The 16,462-nt window shown below is 39.3% G+C and carries 18 protein-coding genes and 1 pseudogene; 9 read left to right on the forward strand and 10 right to left on the reverse strand.

The genetic code is table 11. The annotated features are described in order from the left end of the window. Positions 1 to 22: 22 nt before the first annotated feature. The 8 genes and pseudogenes from BKK50_RS00080 (at position 23) to BKK50_RS00120 (ending at position 7,763) form a co-directional block, all read left to right on the forward strand. Positions 23 to 802 carry a DNA methyltransferase gene (locus BKK50_RS00080; protein WP_077414094.1) on the forward strand — a complete coding sequence of 260 codons (780 nt, stop codon included), beginning with the start codon at positions 23 to 25 and terminating at the stop codon, positions 800 to 802. Then, a complete protein-coding gene (locus tag BKK50_RS00085; RefSeq protein ID WP_077414096.1) occupies positions 802 to 1,491 on the forward strand; it encodes a restriction endonuclease in 690 nt (229 codons plus the stop codon). The genes BKK50_RS00080 and BKK50_RS00085 overlap by 1 nt, the downstream gene beginning before the upstream one ends. Further along, entirely contained in the window at positions 1,491 to 2,495 is a 1,005-nt protein-coding gene (locus BKK50_RS00090; protein WP_077414098.1) for a DNA adenine methylase, read from the forward strand. Before BKK50_RS00085 ends, BKK50_RS00090 begins: the two co-directional genes overlap by 1 nt. Positions 2,496 to 2,629: 134 nt before the next feature. Continuing rightward, positions 2,630 to 3,631, forward strand: coding sequence for an ABC transporter permease subunit (locus BKK50_RS00095; RefSeq protein ID WP_077414100.1), 1,002 nt, complete (start codon positions 2,630 to 2,632; stop codon positions 3,629 to 3,631). A 14-nt stretch (positions 3,632 to 3,645) separates the two neighbouring features. Beyond that, complete coding sequence (locus tag BKK50_RS00100) at positions 3,646 to 4,533, forward strand: ABC transporter permease subunit (protein ID WP_077414184.1); 888 nt, start codon at positions 3,646 to 3,648, stop codon at positions 4,531 to 4,533. 9 nt (positions 4,534 to 4,542) lie between these two features. Next, complete coding sequence (gene dppD, locus BKK50_RS00105) at positions 4,543 to 5,538, forward strand: dipeptide ABC transporter ATP-binding protein (RefSeq protein WP_077414102.1); 996 nt, start codon at positions 4,543 to 4,545, stop codon at positions 5,536 to 5,538. Positions 5,539 to 5,541: 3 nt separating this feature from the next. Continuing rightward, positions 5,542 to 6,528: a peptide ABC transporter ATP-binding protein gene (locus BKK50_RS00110; protein WP_077414103.1), complete on the forward strand. Its 987-nt coding sequence runs from the start codon at positions 5,542 to 5,544 to the stop codon at positions 6,526 to 6,528. A gap of 71 nt (positions 6,529 to 6,599) precedes the next feature. Then, positions 6,600 to 7,763, forward strand: a pseudogene (locus tag BKK50_RS00120) (IS3 family transposase). Between the two features lie 33 nt (positions 7,764 to 7,796). Here BKK50_RS00120 and mtgA read toward each other — a convergent pair. The 7 genes from mtgA to BKK50_RS00155 all read right to left on the reverse strand — a co-directional run bounded on the left by mtgA (position 7,797) and on the right by BKK50_RS00155 (position 13,250). After that, positions 7,797 to 8,540 (reverse strand): monofunctional biosynthetic peptidoglycan transglycosylase, encoded by a 744-nt coding sequence (gene mtgA, locus BKK50_RS00125; protein WP_077414107.1) that lies wholly within the window; start codon positions 8,538 to 8,540, stop codon positions 7,797 to 7,799. Further along, positions 8,527 to 8,832, reverse strand: a complete 306-nt coding sequence (gene trpR / locus BKK50_RS00130; protein WP_077414109.1) for a trp operon repressor — start codon at positions 8,830 to 8,832, stop codon at positions 8,527 to 8,529. Before trpR ends, mtgA begins: the two co-directional genes overlap by 14 nt. A 32-nt stretch (positions 8,833 to 8,864) precedes the next feature. Then, positions 8,865 to 11,021 (reverse strand): transglycosylase SLT domain-containing protein, encoded by a 2,157-nt coding sequence (locus BKK50_RS00135; protein ID WP_077414112.1) that lies wholly within the window; start codon positions 11,019 to 11,021, stop codon positions 8,865 to 8,867. A 129-nt stretch (positions 11,022 to 11,150) separates the two neighbouring features. Next, complete coding sequence (locus tag BKK50_RS00140) at positions 11,151 to 11,447, reverse strand: YciI family protein (RefSeq protein ID WP_077414114.1); 297 nt, start codon at positions 11,445 to 11,447, stop codon at positions 11,151 to 11,153. A gap of 11 nt (positions 11,448 to 11,458) precedes the next feature. Continuing rightward, complete coding sequence (gene yciA / locus BKK50_RS00145; protein WP_077414116.1) at positions 11,459 to 11,941, reverse strand: acyl-CoA thioester hydrolase YciA; 483 nt, start codon at positions 11,939 to 11,941, stop codon at positions 11,459 to 11,461. After that, complete coding sequence (locus BKK50_RS00150) at positions 11,938 to 12,501, reverse strand: septation protein A (protein ID WP_077414118.1); 564 nt, start codon at positions 12,499 to 12,501, stop codon at positions 11,938 to 11,940. The genes yciA and BKK50_RS00150 overlap by 4 nt, the downstream gene beginning before the upstream one ends. Further along, a complete protein-coding gene (locus tag BKK50_RS00155) occupies positions 12,501 to 13,250 on the reverse strand; it encodes a hypothetical protein (protein ID WP_077414120.1) in 750 nt (249 codons plus the stop codon). The genes BKK50_RS00150 and BKK50_RS00155 overlap by 1 nt, the downstream gene beginning before the upstream one ends. A 278-nt stretch (positions 13,251 to 13,528) precedes the next feature. On the opposite strand from BKK50_RS00155, the gene BKK50_RS00160 reads away from it, so the two are divergent. After that, entirely contained in the window at positions 13,529 to 14,188 is a 660-nt protein-coding gene (locus tag BKK50_RS00160; RefSeq protein ID WP_077414122.1) for an OmpW/AlkL family protein, read from the forward strand. Between the two features lie 56 nt (positions 14,189 to 14,244). Here BKK50_RS00160 and purN read toward each other — a convergent pair whose 3' ends face one another. The 3 genes from purN to BKK50_RS00175 all read right to left on the reverse strand — a co-directional run bounded on the left by purN (position 14,245) and on the right by BKK50_RS00175 (position 16,401). Continuing rightward, entirely contained in the window at positions 14,245 to 14,883 is a 639-nt protein-coding gene (purN, locus tag BKK50_RS00165; protein WP_077414124.1) for a phosphoribosylglycinamide formyltransferase, read from the reverse strand. A 63-nt stretch (positions 14,884 to 14,946) separates the two neighbouring features. Then, on the reverse strand, positions 14,947 to 15,984 hold the full coding sequence (gene purM, locus BKK50_RS00170) for a phosphoribosylformylglycinamidine cyclo-ligase (RefSeq protein ID WP_077414126.1): 1,038 nt from the start codon (positions 15,982 to 15,984) through the stop codon (positions 14,947 to 14,949). Positions 15,985 to 16,113: 129 nt separating this feature from the next. Next, positions 16,114 to 16,401 carry a YfcZ/YiiS family protein gene (locus tag BKK50_RS00175; protein ID WP_077414128.1) on the reverse strand — a complete coding sequence of 96 codons (288 nt, stop codon included), beginning with the start codon at positions 16,399 to 16,401 and terminating at the stop codon, positions 16,114 to 16,116. Positions 16,402 to 16,462: the final 61 nt, after the last annotated feature.

Below are 16,462 nucleotides of genomic sequence, written 5' to 3' on the forward strand. Positions count from 1 at the left end.
ATTTTATATAGGGATAATTATTATGAAGATAAATAATCTTGATTTGGCTAACTGGAGAGGGCTAGATATTAACACCGATAGTCTGTGGTTAATGTCTGAACGAGATAAAACAGGAAAGCATAAAAATATTTATCATGGAAATTTTATTCCACAGATACCAAATCAACTTATTAGACGTTATACTAGGGAGAGTGAGGTTGTCTTTGAGCCATTTATGGGAAGTGGAACAACACTATTTGAGTGTGAGAATCTTAATAGAGAGTACATAGGTTTTGATATAAATAAGCAGATGGTTACTTATGTTGATGATACAATGAGGAATTCTAATTTTAATAAGTTTCATATAAGATATTGTAATTCAATGGATTTTTATGAAACAGATAGAATATTTTCTGAAATTCAGAAAACAGCGCAATTTATTTTGATGCATCCTCCATATATGGATATTGTTAAGTTTACTAGTGATGAAAATGATCTTTCTCAAGTTAGTAATATTAATGAATTTATAAATAGATTTAAGATTGTGTGTCAGAATGTATTAAGGTTTTTAGATAAAGGTCGATATTTTTCAATTGTAGTTGGTGACGTTTATAAAAATAGTGAAGTATTGCCCTTAGCTTTCTATTGTATGGATATGATAAAAAGGACTTTTAAAGTTAAGTTAAAAGGTATTATTGTTAAAAATATTGAGGGTAATCGTGGGAAATTTGGTACTCAAGGAATATGGCGGTATAGGGCATTAGCAAGTGATTACTACATTTTTAAACATGAATATATTATGGTATTTAAGAAGGAATTTTAATGACTAAAAAAACAAAAATACAACTTTTCTTAGAATTGGCAGTTCCTGATGAACAGGGATTTTCACGCTGGGTTGATTCAGCAGAATTTTCTGGAAAATATAAGGAACTTAAGTTAGGCAATGGGGGGAGCTGGTGTAGAGCAAGTTCTCAATTAGCTAGACAATATATTGTAGAATTTGATAAAACTAGAACATTGGGGAATTCTATTGATGCTATTCGTCTTGCTGGGTTTAATCGAAAAAAAAGTTTTAACCAAAATATTAGGCAAGATATTAAAAACTATTATAAAAGCCAAAAATGTGTAATGTTAGGGATTAATGGTTGTTCGGAAAATACTAAAATAGAGATAGATCATAAGAATGGAAGAAAGGATGATAATAGAGTTAGTAATATAGCTACACAAAAACTAGAAGATTTTCAGCCCTTATGTAAAGCAGCGAATGATGTGAAACGACAAATATGTAAGTCTTGCAAGGAAACAAATAAAAGATGGGATGCTAGAAATATTTTAGGTAATCCTTATTCATTCTATGAAGGAGATGAGAATTATACCCAGGAATTAGGTTGTATAGGATGTTATCAATATGACCCGGTTCAATATCGTAAGAGTTGTGTGAAAAGAATATCTGACGAAGTATCTAAGTATTCTGCTAGGTTTATTCTAAATAAATTATATCCGGAAAAATAATGAATTATATTGGTTCAAAACTTAAATTATCAAATTGGATAAAAAAAGAAATTCATAGTGTTGTTGGTCAAGACTTATCTCAGAAAATATTTGCTGATATTTTTGCTGGAACAGGCGCTATTTCTAGAGCATTAAAGAAAGATGTAAGAGAAGTTATCGTAAACGATCTTGAAAAATATAGTTATGTTATTAATCGGAATTATATTGGTAATCATAGAATAATCAAATCTGCTTCAGACATTATTAATGAATTAAATAATCTACCGCTAGAGGAAGGATTTATTTTTAAAAATTATTGCTTGGGAGGCGGACAAGGACGTCAATATTTTAAAGATAATAATGGTAGAAAGATTGATACTATTAGAAAAACAATAAGTAAGTTAAGAAATAATAAAGAAATTACGGAAGATTGTTATTATTTTTTGTTAGCATCATTACTTGAAAGTGCAGATAAGGTTGCTAATACAGCATCAGTTTATGGAGCGTTTCTTAAGGGGATTAAAAAAACTGCGGAGAAAGATTTATTTCTTGAGCCTGCTGATTTTGACTTAACTAAAAATACTCATCGAGTTTTTCAAGAAGATGCTAATAAGCTTATTAAAGAAATATCAGGTGACATTTTGTATCTTGATCCTCCGTATAATAGTCGTCAGTATGGTGCTAATTACCATCTGCTTAATACTATCGCAGAGTATGATGAATTTATACCAAAAGGTAAAACAGGTTTAAGGGAATATTCCCGTTCTAAATATTGTTCAAAAGTAACTGTTGAACAAGAGTTTGAAGACCTGATTCAACAAGCAAATTTTAAATATATATTTTTGAGTTACAATAATGAAGGATTAATGCCTCAATCAAAAATCAGGCAAATTTTTTCTCAATATGGAAAATATGATCTTGTGGCAACCGACTATCAGCGATTTAAAGCAGATAAATCGAAAAGTAGGAATTATAAGGCTGATTCAACAATAGAATATCTGCATATTCTAGAAAAGAATGACTAATAACAATTGGTAATTTGAAAAAAGGGGAAAAAGTGCGGTAGAATCCGAAAGTATTTTATTTTAGGTATAGCGACTTTATGGTAAAAGTGCGGTGAAAATGACCGCACTTTTGCTTTCTATTACAGAGTGATTGCATGTTTAAATTTATCTTCAAACGAATTTTAATGGTGATTCCAACCTTTATCGCTATTACTTTTGTCACCTTTGCTCTCGTACATTTTATCCCGGGAGATCCGGTGGAAATTATGATGGGCGAACGTGGGTTAACGCCTGAAGTTCATCAGCAAATGATGCATCAATTAGGGTTAGATCTTCCTTTATATCAGCAATATTTCAACTATATTGGCAATGTGCTTCAAGGGGATTTTGGCGCTTCATTTCGTACTCAACAACCGGTTCTGAGCGAATTTTTTACCCTTTTCCCTGCTACGGCTGAGTTGGCTTTTTTTGCACTTTTTTGGTCATTACTCGGTGGCGTGATATTGGGCACGATCGCCGCAGTAAAAAAAGACGGTTGGATCTCTCATACGGTCACTACTTTGTCATTAACCGGTTATTCCATGCCCATTTTCTGGTGGGGCTTAATTCTGATTTTATATGTATCCCCTGCCTTAGGTTTACCACAAGGGGGGCGTTTAGAGAATGATTTTTGGATTGACACGCCAACCGGGTTTATGTTGATTGATACTTGGCTTTCCGGTGTGCCGGGGGCTTTTGAAAATGCAGTCAAATCGCTGATTTTGCCGGCGATTGTGTTAGGCACAATTCCCCTTGCTATCATTACCAGAATGACCCGCTCGGCGATGTTAGAAGTATTAGGTGAAGATTATATTCGCACAGCGAAAGCAAAAGGGTTGAGTTATCCCCGTGTGGTGATTGTGCACGCTTTGCGTAATGCCTTAATTCCGGTAGTGACCGTGGTGGGGTTAATTGTCGGTCAGCTGCTTTCCGGTGCGGTATTAACGGAAACTATTTTCTCATGGCCGGGTATCGGTAAATGGATTATTGATGCCATTCATGCGCGGGATTATCCGGTGCTACAAGGTTCTGTGTTAATTATCGCCACAATCATCATCGTGGTGAATTTAACCATCGATTTACTTTACGGCGTGGTAAATCCGCGTATTCGTCATTAATGGTGGGTGAAAAAATGACAGAAACGACATCAATGTTAGCGCCTAAAACACCTCTACAAGAATTTTGGTTTTATTTTAAGCAAAATAGAGGGGCGCTTATCGGGTTAACTTTTATTTTAATCGTGGCATTAATTAGCCTCTTTGCGCCTTATATTGCCCCTTTTGATCCCGCTGAGCAAAACCGCAGTGCACTTTTATTGCCACCGGCTTGGTATGAGGGGGGGAATGCGGTTTATTTACTGGGGACGGATGATATCGGTCGGGATATTCTCTCTCGTATTATTTATGGCACGAGAATTTCTGTATTTGCCGGGTTTGTGATCGTGATCCTTTCTTGTTTATTGGGAACGAGTTTAGGGTTGTTGGCAGGCTATTACGGTGGGCTGTTAGATACGGTGATTGTCCGTTTAATTGATATCATGCTTGCCATTCCCAATTTATTACTGACGATTGTTGTGGTATCCATTCTTGAACCCTCCTTGGTGAACGCAACATTGGCTATTGCGGTGGTTTCTATTCCAAGTTATGTGCGCTTAACCCGAGCGGCGGTGATGAATGAAAAAAATCGGGATTATGTCACCTCTTCAAAAGTAGCGGGAGCCGGTGTTTTACGTTTGATGTTTATTGTGATTTTGCCTAACTGTTTAGCGCCACTGATTGTGCAAATGACCATGGGGATTTCTAATGCTATTTTGGAGCTTGCTACCCTGGGTTTCCTCGGTATTGGGGCAAAACCACCTACACCGGAACTTGGCACGATGCTTTCTGAGGCTCGTAGTTTTATGCAGGCGGCGAATTGGCTTGTCACCATTCCGGGATTAGTGATTTTATCCTTGGTATTAGCATTTAATTTAATGGGGGACGGTTTGCGTGATGCCCTCGATCCAAAACTGAAACAATAGGGGAGCGCTATGGCATTATTAGAAGTCAACGATCTTTCTGTTCATTTCGGTGAGGAAGACACTGCTTTTAAAGCGGTAGATAGGGTGAGCTATCAAGTCGAGCAAGGGGAAGTGCTGGGCATTGTGGGCGAATCCGGTTCGGGGAAATCCGTGAGTTCCCTTGCCATTATGGGGTTAATTGATTATCCGGGAAAAGTGTCGGCAAAATCCTTAGTCTTTGAGGATAAAGATTTATTAACGCTGAGTGATAAAGACAAACGCTCTCTCATTGGCGCCGATGTGGCAATGATTTTCCAAGACCCGATGACGAGCCTTAATCCAGCCTATACGGTAGGTTTTCAAATTATGGAAGCGCTCAAAATTCACGAAGGCGGTTCAAAGCAATCACGCCGTGAACGCACGTTGGAGCTTCTACGTTTGGTTGGTATTCCCGATCCACAATCACGCATTGATGTTTACCCTCACCAACTTTCGGGAGGGATGAGTCAACGGGTGATGATTGCCATGGCAATTGCCTGTAGACCTAAATTACTGATTGCCGATGAACCAACCACCGCATTGGATGTAACCATTCAAGCACAAATTGTGGATCTGCTACTCGATTTACAGAAAAAAGAGTGTATGTCGCTCATTTTAATTACCCACGATCTTGCGCTCGTTGCCGAAGCAGCACATCGCATTGTGGTGATGTATGCGGGGCAAGTGGTTGAAGAAGGCCGTGCTGAGGAGATTTTCCGAGAACCAAAACATCCTTATACCCAAGCTTTATTGCGATCTTTACCGGAGTTTGCTGAAGGAAAATCACGTTTACAATCCCTGCCCGGGGTTGTGCCGGGGCGTTATGACCGACCAAACGGATGTTTATTAAACCCTCGTTGCCCTTATGCAACGGAATATTGCCGCCAAGTTGAACCTGAATTACATCAGTTCGGTGAGCGTAAAGTGAAATGCCATACCCCACTCAATGTGAATGGGGAACCGGTTGCATGCGGTAAAGGAGAATAATCAATGACAGATCCTATCAAAGAGAATGCGCCTTTATTGAATGCCATCGGGTTAAAAAAATACTATCCGGTTAAAAAAGGCTTATTGGCTAAACCTCAGTTGGTAAAAGCGTTAGACGGTGTGTCGTTTCAGTTAGAGAGAGGCAAAACCCTTGCTGTGGTGGGGGAATCCGGTTGCGGTAAATCCACCTTGGGGCGATTGCTTGCGATGATTGAACAGCCCACAGAGGGTGAGCTCTATTACAACGGACAGAATTTTTTAGAGAATAATGCAAAGACCAAAGCCTTACGTCGTAAGAAAATTCAAATTGTTTTCCAAAATCCTTATGCCTCATTGAATCCACGCAAGAAAATCGGCGCAATTTTGGAAGAGCCGCTTGTTATCAATACAACACTTTCCGCTCAACAACGTAAGGAAAAAGTCCTTTCGATTATGGAAAAAGTGGGATTACGTCCGGAATTTTACGATCGCTATCCTCATATGTTTTCCGGTGGACAACGCCAACGTATTGCCATTGCTCGAGGCTTAATGTTAGAACCGGATATTGTGGTGGCCGATGAACCGGTGTCAGCGTTAGATGTATCTGTACGGGCGCAAGTGTTAAATCTAATGATGGATTTACAGGATGAATTAGGGCTTTCTTATGTGTTTATTTCTCACGATCTTTCTGTGGTGGAGCATATTGCCGATGAAGTGATGGTGATGTATCTAGGGCGTTGTGTGGAAAAAGGCCGCACGGCGCAGATTTTTTCTAATCCACAGCATCCTTACACACAAGCCTTACTTTCGGCTACCCCCCGTCTTTCACCGCATTTACGCCGTGAACGTATTAAATTAACCGGGGAATTGCCAAGCCCGATTAATCCGCCAAAAGGCTGTGCTTTTAATCCTCGTTGTTGGAAAGCCACTGAGAAATGTCGTGAAACCCTCCCCCCTTTTGAACGATATGATGGTGGAAGGCTGATCTCCTGTTTCCACATCGATCAGTAAAAATACGAAGAAAAACTAATCTGCTCCCAAAAGTTGGACTAAATTTCAACTCACTAAGGTGCAGATTTTTTATGACTAAATATAACCCACTTTTCAAACAGCAAGTGATCGAATTTTATCTCCAACACAATAAAAATCGCTCACTGACACGCAAACAATTTCGTCTTAAAGAGCGTACGTTAAGATTTTGGATTACCCGATTTAATCACTGTGGAATCAATAGCTTAACGATACTAAACTAAACCACAAACAAATCTATTCTCCTGAATTTAAATTAACCGTCATACAAGCCGTTAAAAATAGGCACTATTCTATAAGAAATGCCGCCACCGCCCAAAACAGAAGAAGAACGTTTGCGTTACCGAATTTTAGAGCTTGAAGCGGAGAATGCCATCTTAAAAAAGTTGCGGGAACTCAACCAACAAAAAATGGAGAAAAGGCAGAAATTGTATAAGCCTTGAGCATTCACTTTCCACTTGAGTTGTTACTCCGTTTAATTGGGTTAGCACGAAGTGTTTTCTTTTATCACTTAAAAGCTCAAGTAGCGAAAAAACCTTTATTCTGCAAGAAATAGAACGGATTTATCATGAAAATAATGGTTGCTATGACTATCGTTGAGTGACATTAGCATTAAGAAAAACGATGAGCATCAATCACAAAAGAGAGCAATCCATTATGCATAAATTGGGATTAAAGAGAAAATGCAAACAACGGAAATATCGTTCCTATCAAGGTGAAGTAGGGCATATCGCCGACAATCTTTTACAGCGAAATTTTGTTGCACTTGCCCCGAATGAGAAATGGCTAACAGATGTCAGTGAGTTTAAATGTGCTGAAGGCAAACTTTATTTATCTCCAATTAAAGACTTGTTTAACGGCGAAACTATCGTTTATGACTTGGTACCAAGCCCAAATTTTGAGCAGATTACGAGAATGATGGCGCAAAACCGATACTCCATTCAGACCAAGGGGGGCAATATCAAATGGAAAGCTATCGTAAAATACTTGAGGATAGTATTCAATAAAGTATGTCGAGAAATGCCTTGATAATAGTGCGATGAAGAGCTTTTTTTGCCCGATTAAAAACGGAATGTTATTACGGCAATCGATTTGAAACGTTTGAGCAACTTGAAAAAGCGATTCATGAATATATTCATTACTATAATCATGAACGGATTCAAGCAAAACTAAAAGGACTAAGCCCCGTGGAATACAAAACTCAGTCCTTGAATTAAATGAGTCTAACTTTTTGGGATCAGATCACTTTTTTAATCTAATCGTTTTAAATAATTGATTCCTAAGTTTCTCATTTGTTTGAGAATCCATTGCTGTTTTTTACGTACCCAAGCACTGGGCTTGTTGACTTGGTAAATGATGGGGTTGGGTAAAATGGCTGCCAGCAATGCCGCTTCGGATTGAGTTAAATTTTTTGCAGATTTATTAAAGTAAAAACGGCTTGCCGCTTCCACACCAAAAATCCCTTCGCCAAATTCCGCAATATTGAGATAGACTTCTAAAATTCGCTTTTTAGACCAGCCTAGTTCCAATAACAGCGTGGCAGGCACTTCCAATCCTTTACGGAGCCAACTTTGTCCGTGCCATAGCATTAAATTTTTAGCCGTTTGCTGAGAAATGGTCGAGCCACCCCGAATTTGGTGTGTTGATTTTTCGTTATATTTAAAGGCTTTTTGGATAGCCGTGAAATCAAAACCAAAGTGAGAAGGAAATTTTTGATCTTCTGCGGCGATCACCGCCAGTTGCATATTGGGGGAAATTTTTTCAAGGCTGACCCAGGTGGATTTTGCCCGATAATGGAAATCGCCTTGAAGCCAATGTCCCACTTGTTGCTGAACCATATAAGAGGAAAAAGGTACAGGCACAAAGCGGAAAAAAAGGATAAAGGCAAAAATGGCGAAGAAAAATCGGATTGCGATGCGTTGCCAATTTTTCTTCCACCATTTTAGGCTGAGTAACCGTAAAAGTGCGGTTAAAATTTGCTTAGTTTTTTTCAAGGCGATCAAGTTGTGCTTTTACCCATTCCATAAAATCCGGATCCATGGTTTTAATCATATTCGAGCCACGCGTAATGGTGGCGGCACTGGTATTCAGATTTTGCTGGATTTCACGTTGAGATAAATTTTTGTCTAATAGTTGGGAGACAATTTGTAAGCGTAACCCCACGGCATCACGTTCGTCTGCGGTGAGAAGTAAGGTTAATAAATCCTGTGCTTTGCCTTGTTCAAAAGCGGTTTGTAACATGGCAAGAAAAGCCTGCCATTGATCTAAATTGCGACTGATATACATGAGTATTATCCTATACTATTAAACTAGTGCGCTTAGTATAGCCGATCGAATTCTTCCTGGCTAAAGGTTTGTGGATTTTCTTTATGTTGCAAGAGTTGGTAATAAAAATCATAAGCCAATACATTTTGCACATAACCACGGGTTTCAAAAAAAGGGATGGAGGCGATAAATTCATCCATCGTCAATTTTCCTCCCGCTCTTGCCAACCATTTTTCCACCCGACTTGCTCCGGCATTGTAAGCTGCTGCAATAAGGATCCGATTATTCGGATATTTCTCATTAAGCTCATTCAAATGTGCCGTACCAAGCAAAATATTATTCAATGGTTTGAACAAATCCTTTTCCGTTTGATAAGGCAATTGATTATTATCGGCGGTGGCTTTGGCTGTGCTTGGTAAAAGTTGCATTAATCCTCGTGCATTCGCAGAAGATTGTGCCATTGGGTTCCAAGCGCTTTCTTGACGGGCAATTGCCATGGCAAAGGTTTTGGTTATGGTATGTTCCCTTTTTATGGAAGAGGGCATTAATGCCATATCAAAATAATTTTGATAAGCATTAGGTAAGCGTAGGGCGATATGATCCCAGGCTTTTGCCATAATCGACCCATCCACCCCTAAATCAAACCAGCCTTGTTGATTGGCATATTCGCTGAGTGCAATTTGCTGCACTTGCTTTTCTGCACCAGGAAGATTGTCGAGTAAAAAACGCCAACGTTGTTTGGCCACCCCAAAACGATCTAATTGTCTAAGCTCGGCGATTTCCGCTAACTCATTGTGATACGATTTAATAAGGGTTTCATTGACGAGTGAGGGATTGAGTTCAACACGATAATCCGCACCACGATGTTGAGGATTGAGCATAGCTTGAGCTAACATCGGATAAAATCCCCGTTCTTTGGAAAGTGCGGTTAATATTTCTTGTGTTTTTTGTTGATCGCTTTTAGCCCGCCAATAACGCCATTCTTGTTTTGCTTTTCCCTCTACTGAAAGGGCATTGAGCCAAGGCATAAGATCGGTTTTTTGCCAAATTGCCATTCGTAAACGGCGTTCAATTAGATTATCGGCATTTAACGTTAAGAGTTCAGCATCACGCCATTGTTGAAAATGGGGGGATTCATTATCAAAAAAACGGCTGATAAAAGCGATTTTCCAATCACGAAGTTGAGCCTCATTGAGTTGCCAATTTTTCGCCCATTGTAAATAAGGGGTAAAATCCGGATTTTCTCTATTTTCGGATAGAGTGCGTAAATAACGGGAAAAGCCTTGTATGATCGCAAATTGATGTCGAATTTTCTCTTCATCCTTATCAGGCAAGGCTTCTGCAAAGGTATTGAAATTAGCCGGATTGTTGAGTAAATCTATGTAGCGTTGTAAATTGGCTAAAATGCTCGGATCTTCTTTTATGTTATTGAGATGATCCAATTCTCCTGCCAGCAAAGCCAAGCTTTTGGCATCATTTTGACTGAATAACTTTTCTGCTTTTTGATAAATTTTATCTGTGCTTCGTCCTCCCTTCGCATACCATTTTTGCCATAGCTCGGACTGTTGGGCTACTTCGCCATGATTAAGCCAAAGGGCTTCAAAACGGTTCAAAATCTCTACTTCTTGGGAGGGAAATACTGAGGATTGTTGAGCAATCTGATATTCTCGATTTAATACCGCCAGTTGCATCTCTAGGCTTGCGGGGGGGAGCTTTTTGGCATAGTCCACCAATTGTTCGGCGCCACTGTTATTCAGTAGTGTCAGAATATGCTGTTCTAAACGGGAGCGGAAAAAATGTCGAGGATGTTGGGCAATATAATCTTCAATTTCTTTTTTTAGTACCATCACTTCTGTTGAAGGCGTGCTTTGCGTTACCGATTTTATTTGGCTGTCAAAATAAGCCACCCAAGCATCAGTTTGTAACGGATAGCCTTCTAAGGAATGAATTAATGATAAAAAAATGGCTCGATTTTCAAAAACTCGCTGATTTTTCACCGCACTTTTCAACAGGTTTTCAAATTGTAAGAATGTTGTTCGTTGATTAAGACGCTTTAACTCAGCACTATGTTGATTTTGTTGCCATTTCGACTGTTCTTCTGCGAGATTAATAGTTTGCGTGCTTTTCGGCTTATCAGCATTGATAGTTGCGCTGATCGGCAGAGAAAGTGCGGTTAAGATTGCAAGAGAAATAAGAGAACGTTTTTTCATACTATTCCTGTAAGATAAGAATATTCTTTGTGAGGTTGAGTTTGTTTAATGCTATAGACGGTTAAACCTGTATGATTCAATTAACAAAAAAGCGAATCTAAAGATTCGCTTTTTTGTGGATGCGTTCCCTTAGAATACTTTTTTAAAGGGTTTTACGATGACCTCTCCATAAACCCCAGCCTCAACATAAGGATCTTGTTCAGCCCAATCTTTAGCCGCAGCTAGGCTGTCAAATTGGGCAATGACGGTTGAACCGGTAAATCCTGCCTCTCCGGGGGGGTCATCATCAATCGCCGGATTAGGGCCCGCAGTGAGTAAACGATCTTCGGCTTGTAATTGTTTTAAACGGGCTAAATGTTGCTCACGAACAGCAAGGCGTTTTTCAAGTGTGCCGGGGATATCTTGGGCAAAAATAACATAATACATAATTTTCTCCTTTAAACATTGTGAGTTTGTTGGTTTTCATATTCTTGAATGGAGGCGAGGGCTTTTTCCAGCTCCTCATTACCTTCTCGTGGAATCGCACGGGATTTTCCTTTGCTATCTACGGCAACGAAGGTGAACACCGCATCAGTGACGCAATAGCGTTCGCCAATGGGTTCGCTGGCAACTTTTTTTACCCAGACTTCGACTTTAATTTGAATAGAAGAACGTCCGATTTTTAGGCATTGACCGTAACAGCACACCACATCCCCTACGGCAATAGGCTTAATGAAATTCATACTTTCTACGGCAACGGTCACCACCCGCCCGTGGGCAATTTCTTTGGCTAAAATAGCGCCTCCCATATCCATTTGTGACATAATCCATCCACCAAAAATATCACCATTTGCATTGGTGTCGGATGGCATAGCGAGCGTGCGGAGTAAAAGTACGCCTTTTGATTGGCGACCGTTTTTATCAATAAAATTTGAGGTCATAAGTTCCCTCCGTCTTTATGGTTATTTTGTTCATCTTTGGGGAGAAATTTGTAAATATAAGCACCGGAAATGAGGGTTGCAATCAGTGTCATACCGATTAAACCGAAGGATTTAAAATCAACCCAAGCCGCTTCCGACATATTGCGGCTAATATAAATATTCACCAACATACAAATCATAAAGAAAATAGCCCAACCGAGGTTGAGGGTATTCCAAGCCTTTTCCGGTAGCTTAATTTCTTTACCCAGTAATTTTTTTATCAAAGGTGTTTTGAATTGGAATTGTGCCACAAGCAATATGATGGCAAAAAGTGCGTTTACAAGAGTGACTTTCCATTGGAGATAATGTATTTCATTAAAATAGGCGGTTAAAAGTCCAAAAAAAATGACCGCACTTGCCATGACTTTTTGTTGTTTTTCAATTGTGCCGTATTTCCATTTTAAGATAGCCATTTGTACAAGGGTTGCGATCACTAAAACAATTGCGGCATCACGTACACCGCTCAGTTTATAGGTGATAAAAAATAAAATCAGCGGAATAAATTCAAGTAGTTGTTTCATTATGACTCCTTCATAAACAAACTGTAAAAACGATAAGTCACCACCAACATAAAAATGTTGAGCGCAGCAGCTAAAATACCCACGAAAACACTAAAAATAAGGTGATTGAAAATAGCTGAGAGTTGAAAGATCAAAATAGGGGTAACGAAATAGACGAGTAACGCATAAATCAATAAGGCGGTTTTTTGATTTTTTCCTTGTAACCAAATTTTTCGTAGGCTGTGCCCGATGCTATCTTGTGTGGTTAAATAATGGGTGGTGGATAAGTTTAAACGGATAAAAAATCCCATTCCAAAGATAAGCGCAGCAAGTGAAATAATGGATGGTGATGTTTTCATTAAAACCGCTGCCAGTATTTCAGATAAACCGAGCAATATCGGCATAATTGCAATTAAATCCAAAATAACCACCCCTAAAAATCGTGGAAGTGTGGCCTGAAAACTTTGGGCTAAAGTGCGGTGATTTTGTCGGCTGATTTGAGAGATCGTCATAAGTCCCCAAGAAGCAATAAAGGTGGTCACTAATTGGGTGATTAAAAAGGAAAAGGCTATACTTGAGGCATTTTCCTCCATTAATTGAGGTAAGGTATCAACAGTCAACGCCGTATCTATTGAAGCGATTGGGGGGCTTAATAATATATTAAATACTTGCACCATAAAGAGAATGGAGACAAATTGAAACATTGTTTTTTGCTGATTACGGAAAAAATTCCAACTATCTTGTAAAATTTGCGTAAAGTTAATTTTCATTCGAACTTCTCTTAATCAAAAAATGGGGCAATTATACCTTGTTTATGCACTTCTGCCATTTATCTTATCTAAAAATTCCGCTTTTTGATATGGGGCAAATTTTGCTGTTTCGGGCTTTTGGGAAAAAGTGCGGTCATTTTGTATAAATAATTTTATTAATTTATAAAAACTTGAACTAGATCACAGAATTACTACTTAATATGGAGTATATTACGAACCGCAAATAACCATAGTCTTTTTATGGTTATCATTCAAATATCAGACTTAAGGAGTTCAATATGAAAAAAACAGCACTTGCGTTAGGTTTAACTGCTGCGTTATTCACAGGTATGGCAAATGCTCACCAAGCAGGCGATGTGATTTTACGTGCCGGTGGTGTGTTTGTATCAGCAAATTCTGAATCTACCACTAAAACTAATACGCAGATTAATTTAGAAGTGGGTGATAATGCTCAATTAGGCTTAACCGGTACTTATATGTTCACTGACAATGTCGGTTTAGAGTTGTTAGCGGCAACTCCATTTTCACACAAAGTGAAAGCGAATGTGCCAGCGTTAGGAGCTGATCTTGGTAATGTAGTGAAAGTCAAACAATTACCGCCAAGTCTCTATTTACAATATTATTTCTTAGATAAAGATGCGGGTTCTCGTCCATATCTTGGTGTGGGTTTAAACTACACACGTTTCTTTAATGCTAAATCAATTGACCCGTTAATTACCGATGTTAATGTGAAAAAACATTCTTTTGCCCCGGTTGTGAATGCGGGTATCGATATTAAATTAACCGACAACTTATATTTGAATACCGCAATGTGGTACACCCGTATTAAAACGACTGCTAAATTTAAAGTTCCACAAGTAAGTGGAAACTATGAACACGAAGTCAAACTCAAACTTGATCCATTTGTGTTCTTCACAGGTTTGGCATATCGTTTCTAATTATAAATCGTCCTCTATTTAGCAAAAAAGCGATGAATGATTTCATCGCTTTTCTTTTACTCACAAGCATAACCTTGTTTTGATAGTGGTTTCCCATCTAAATAGGCAATACCTTCTTTGAGGGTTAAACGATCTTCTACAAACCATTTAATGACCATCGGGTAAATACGATATTCTTGCTCTCTCGTGCGTAATTCAATTTCTTCTACATTGTCATCAGGGAAAATCGGAACTTTGGCTTGTAAAATAATCGCACCGCCATCCACTTCTTCATTGACAAAATGGACTGTCGTACCATGTTCGCAATCACCTGCATCGAATGCACGCTGATAAGTGTTTAGCCCCGGGTATTTAGGTAATAATGACGGATGAATATTAATAATTTTCCCATTAAAACGTTGGATAAAATCTGGGGTTAAAATTTTCATATAGCCGGCAAGCACGATCAGATCAACCCCCGCACTTTCCAAATAATCCCCAATGTGGCGATCCATTTCTTGATTACTCGTGAAATTTTGACGTAAAAAAACACCCGTAGGAATGACCGCACTTTTCGCCCGTTCAAGCCCAAAAGCCTCTACTTTATTACTGACGACACAGGCTATTTGGGCGGTGATAAACCCTTTTTCGCAGGCATCGATGATCGCTTGGAGATTATTTCCTTGTCCTGAAATCAGGACGGCAATTTTTTTCATAAAGATCCTAAAAATAAAGAAAAGAAAGGCGAATTTTCATTCGCCTCAAAGAAAAGGGTGGGGCTATTGAATGACGACTTGTGCTTCGCCCTCTGCCGCTTGTTCAATATGCCCGATAAGCCAAGCGTTTTCGCCCGCCTGTTTTAACAATGCCAAAGCGGTTTCCACTTGATTTTGCGGAAGGGCAATCACCATCCCCACGCCGCAGTTGAAAGTGCGGTACATTTCGTAAGTGGAAATATTACCTTGTTCCTGTAACCATTTGAAAATAGGCTGCCACTGCCAACTTTTTTCATCAATCACCGCTTTAGTATTTTTCGGCAATACTCGTGGAATATTCTCCCAAAAGCCGCCACCGGTCAGGTGTGCGATGGCGTGAACATCTGTTTGTTTAATCAAAGATAAAACGGATTTCACATAAATTTTAGTCGGTGCAAGCACTTGTTCGCTTAGTGGTTTGCCGGCTAATTGTTCTGTTGACGGATTAACACCGGAAAGCTCAATCACTTTACGGATTAAGGAATAACCGTTTGAATGGGGGCCGCTCGAACCCAACGCAATTAAGGCATCGCCGCTACGAACCTGACTGCCGTCAATGATGTCGGCTTTCTCGACTACGCCGACACAAAAACCGGCTAAATCATAATCGCCTTCGTGATACATTCCCGGCATTTCAGCTGTTTCACCGCCAACTAAGGCACAGCCTGATTGCACACAACCTTCTGCAATGCCTTTCACCACATCGGCTGCCACATCGACCTCTAATTTCCCGGTGGCATAATAATCTAAGAAAAACAAGGGTTCGGCACCTTGTACGACTAAGTCATTGACGCACATTGCCACTAAATCGATGCCAATGGTGTCGTGTTTTTTCAAATCAATGGCTAAGCGTAATTTTGTTCCGACACCGTCAGTACCCGAAACCAAAATAGGCTCTTTATATTTGCTTGGAATGGCACATAATGCACCGAAACCGCCCAAGCCCCCAATCACTTCCGGACGGGTCGTGCGTTTAACGTGAGGTTTGATTTGTTCGACAAGTTCATTGCCTGCATTAATATCAACGCCGGCATCCTTATAACTTAATGATGGTTTGCTCACAATGTTTTTCCCATAGTAATTAAATGAAAAATCAGTGCGGATTGTATCAGTTTACGCAAACGTTTGCGATAAATTTATCGGAAAAAAAGACCGCACTTTTTAAAAGTGCGGTCAGAATGAAAAAGGTTTTTAGCGGTTAGCCAATTCAAAGATCATCGCTTCAGCTTGGCAACTGAAGGTAAAACTTGCCTTTAATTGTATCCCCCCTTCTACAGGCGAGATTTCACTCACAATTTCGCAAGGATCACTTTCTGTTTTACGAGCCTTTTCCGTGAAACGGATTAGGGCTTGTTCCGCCTCTGCTTGGCTGGCATAAATTTGCTCAATATTAACAGTACGGTCAGAACCGTCAATAATAGCGCCCACATCCACACAGCTACAAGTCAATGATTCTTCTGCTTTGCATTTTACGGTCATATTTTGTCCTTATTTTGAAATGAAATTGGCGTTATTTTATCACTTTTAAAAAACAGATGAA

Origin of the sequence: Rodentibacter rarus, from assembly GCF_001998965.1 — a bacterium.
In the GTDB taxonomy this organism is placed as follows: domain Bacteria; phylum Pseudomonadota; class Gammaproteobacteria; order Enterobacterales; family Pasteurellaceae; genus Rodentibacter; species Rodentibacter rarus.

Bases quoted from the DNA above. Each gene is read 5' to 3' on its own strand.
- BKK50_RS00085 (WP_077414096.1), top strand. From the start codon at position 802: ATGACTAAAAAAACAAAAATACAACTTTTCTTAGAATTGGCAGTTCCT.
- yciA (WP_077414116.1), bottom strand. From the start codon at position 11,941: ATGACCTCAAATTTTATTGATAAAAACGGTCGCCAATCAAAAGGCGTA.
- dppD (WP_077414102.1), top strand. From the start codon at position 4,543: ATGGCATTATTAGAAGTCAACGATCTTTCTGTTCATTTCGGTGAGGAA.
- BKK50_RS00080 (WP_077414094.1), top strand. From the start codon at position 23: ATGAAGATAAATAATCTTGATTTGGCTAACTGGAGAGGGCTAGATATT.
- BKK50_RS00140 (WP_077414114.1), bottom strand. From the start codon at position 11,447: ATGTATTATGTTATTTTTGCCCAAGATATCCCCGGCACACTTGAAAAA.
- BKK50_RS00160 (WP_077414122.1), top strand. From the start codon at position 13,529: ATGAAAAAAACAGCACTTGCGTTAGGTTTAACTGCTGCGTTATTCACA.
- BKK50_RS00155 (WP_077414120.1), bottom strand. From the start codon at position 13,250: ATGAAAATTAACTTTACGCAAATTTTACAAGATAGTTGGAATTTTTTC.
- BKK50_RS00150 (WP_077414118.1), bottom strand. From the start codon at position 12,501: ATGAAACAACTACTTGAATTTATTCCGCTGATTTTATTTTTTATCACC.
- trpR (WP_077414109.1), bottom strand. From the start codon at position 8,832: ATGTATATCAGTCGCAATTTAGATCAATGGCAGGCTTTTCTTGCCATG.
- BKK50_RS00175 (WP_077414128.1), bottom strand. From the start codon at position 16,401: ATGACCGTAAAATGCAAAGCAGAAGAATCATTGACTTGTAGCTGTGTG.
- BKK50_RS00135 (WP_077414112.1), bottom strand. From the start codon at position 11,021: ATGAAAAAACGTTCTCTTATTTCTCTTGCAATCTTAACCGCACTTTCT.
- BKK50_RS00095 (WP_077414100.1), top strand. From the start codon at position 2,630: ATGTTTAAATTTATCTTCAAACGAATTTTAATGGTGATTCCAACCTTT.
- purN (WP_077414124.1), bottom strand. From the start codon at position 14,883: ATGAAAAAAATTGCCGTCCTGATTTCAGGACAAGGAAATAATCTCCAA.
- BKK50_RS00090 (WP_077414098.1), top strand. From the start codon at position 1,491: ATGAATTATATTGGTTCAAAACTTAAATTATCAAATTGGATAAAAAAA.
- BKK50_RS00100 (WP_077414184.1), top strand. From the start codon at position 3,646: ATGACAGAAACGACATCAATGTTAGCGCCTAAAACACCTCTACAAGAA.
- BKK50_RS00110 (WP_077414103.1), top strand. From the start codon at position 5,542: ATGACAGATCCTATCAAAGAGAATGCGCCTTTATTGAATGCCATCGGG.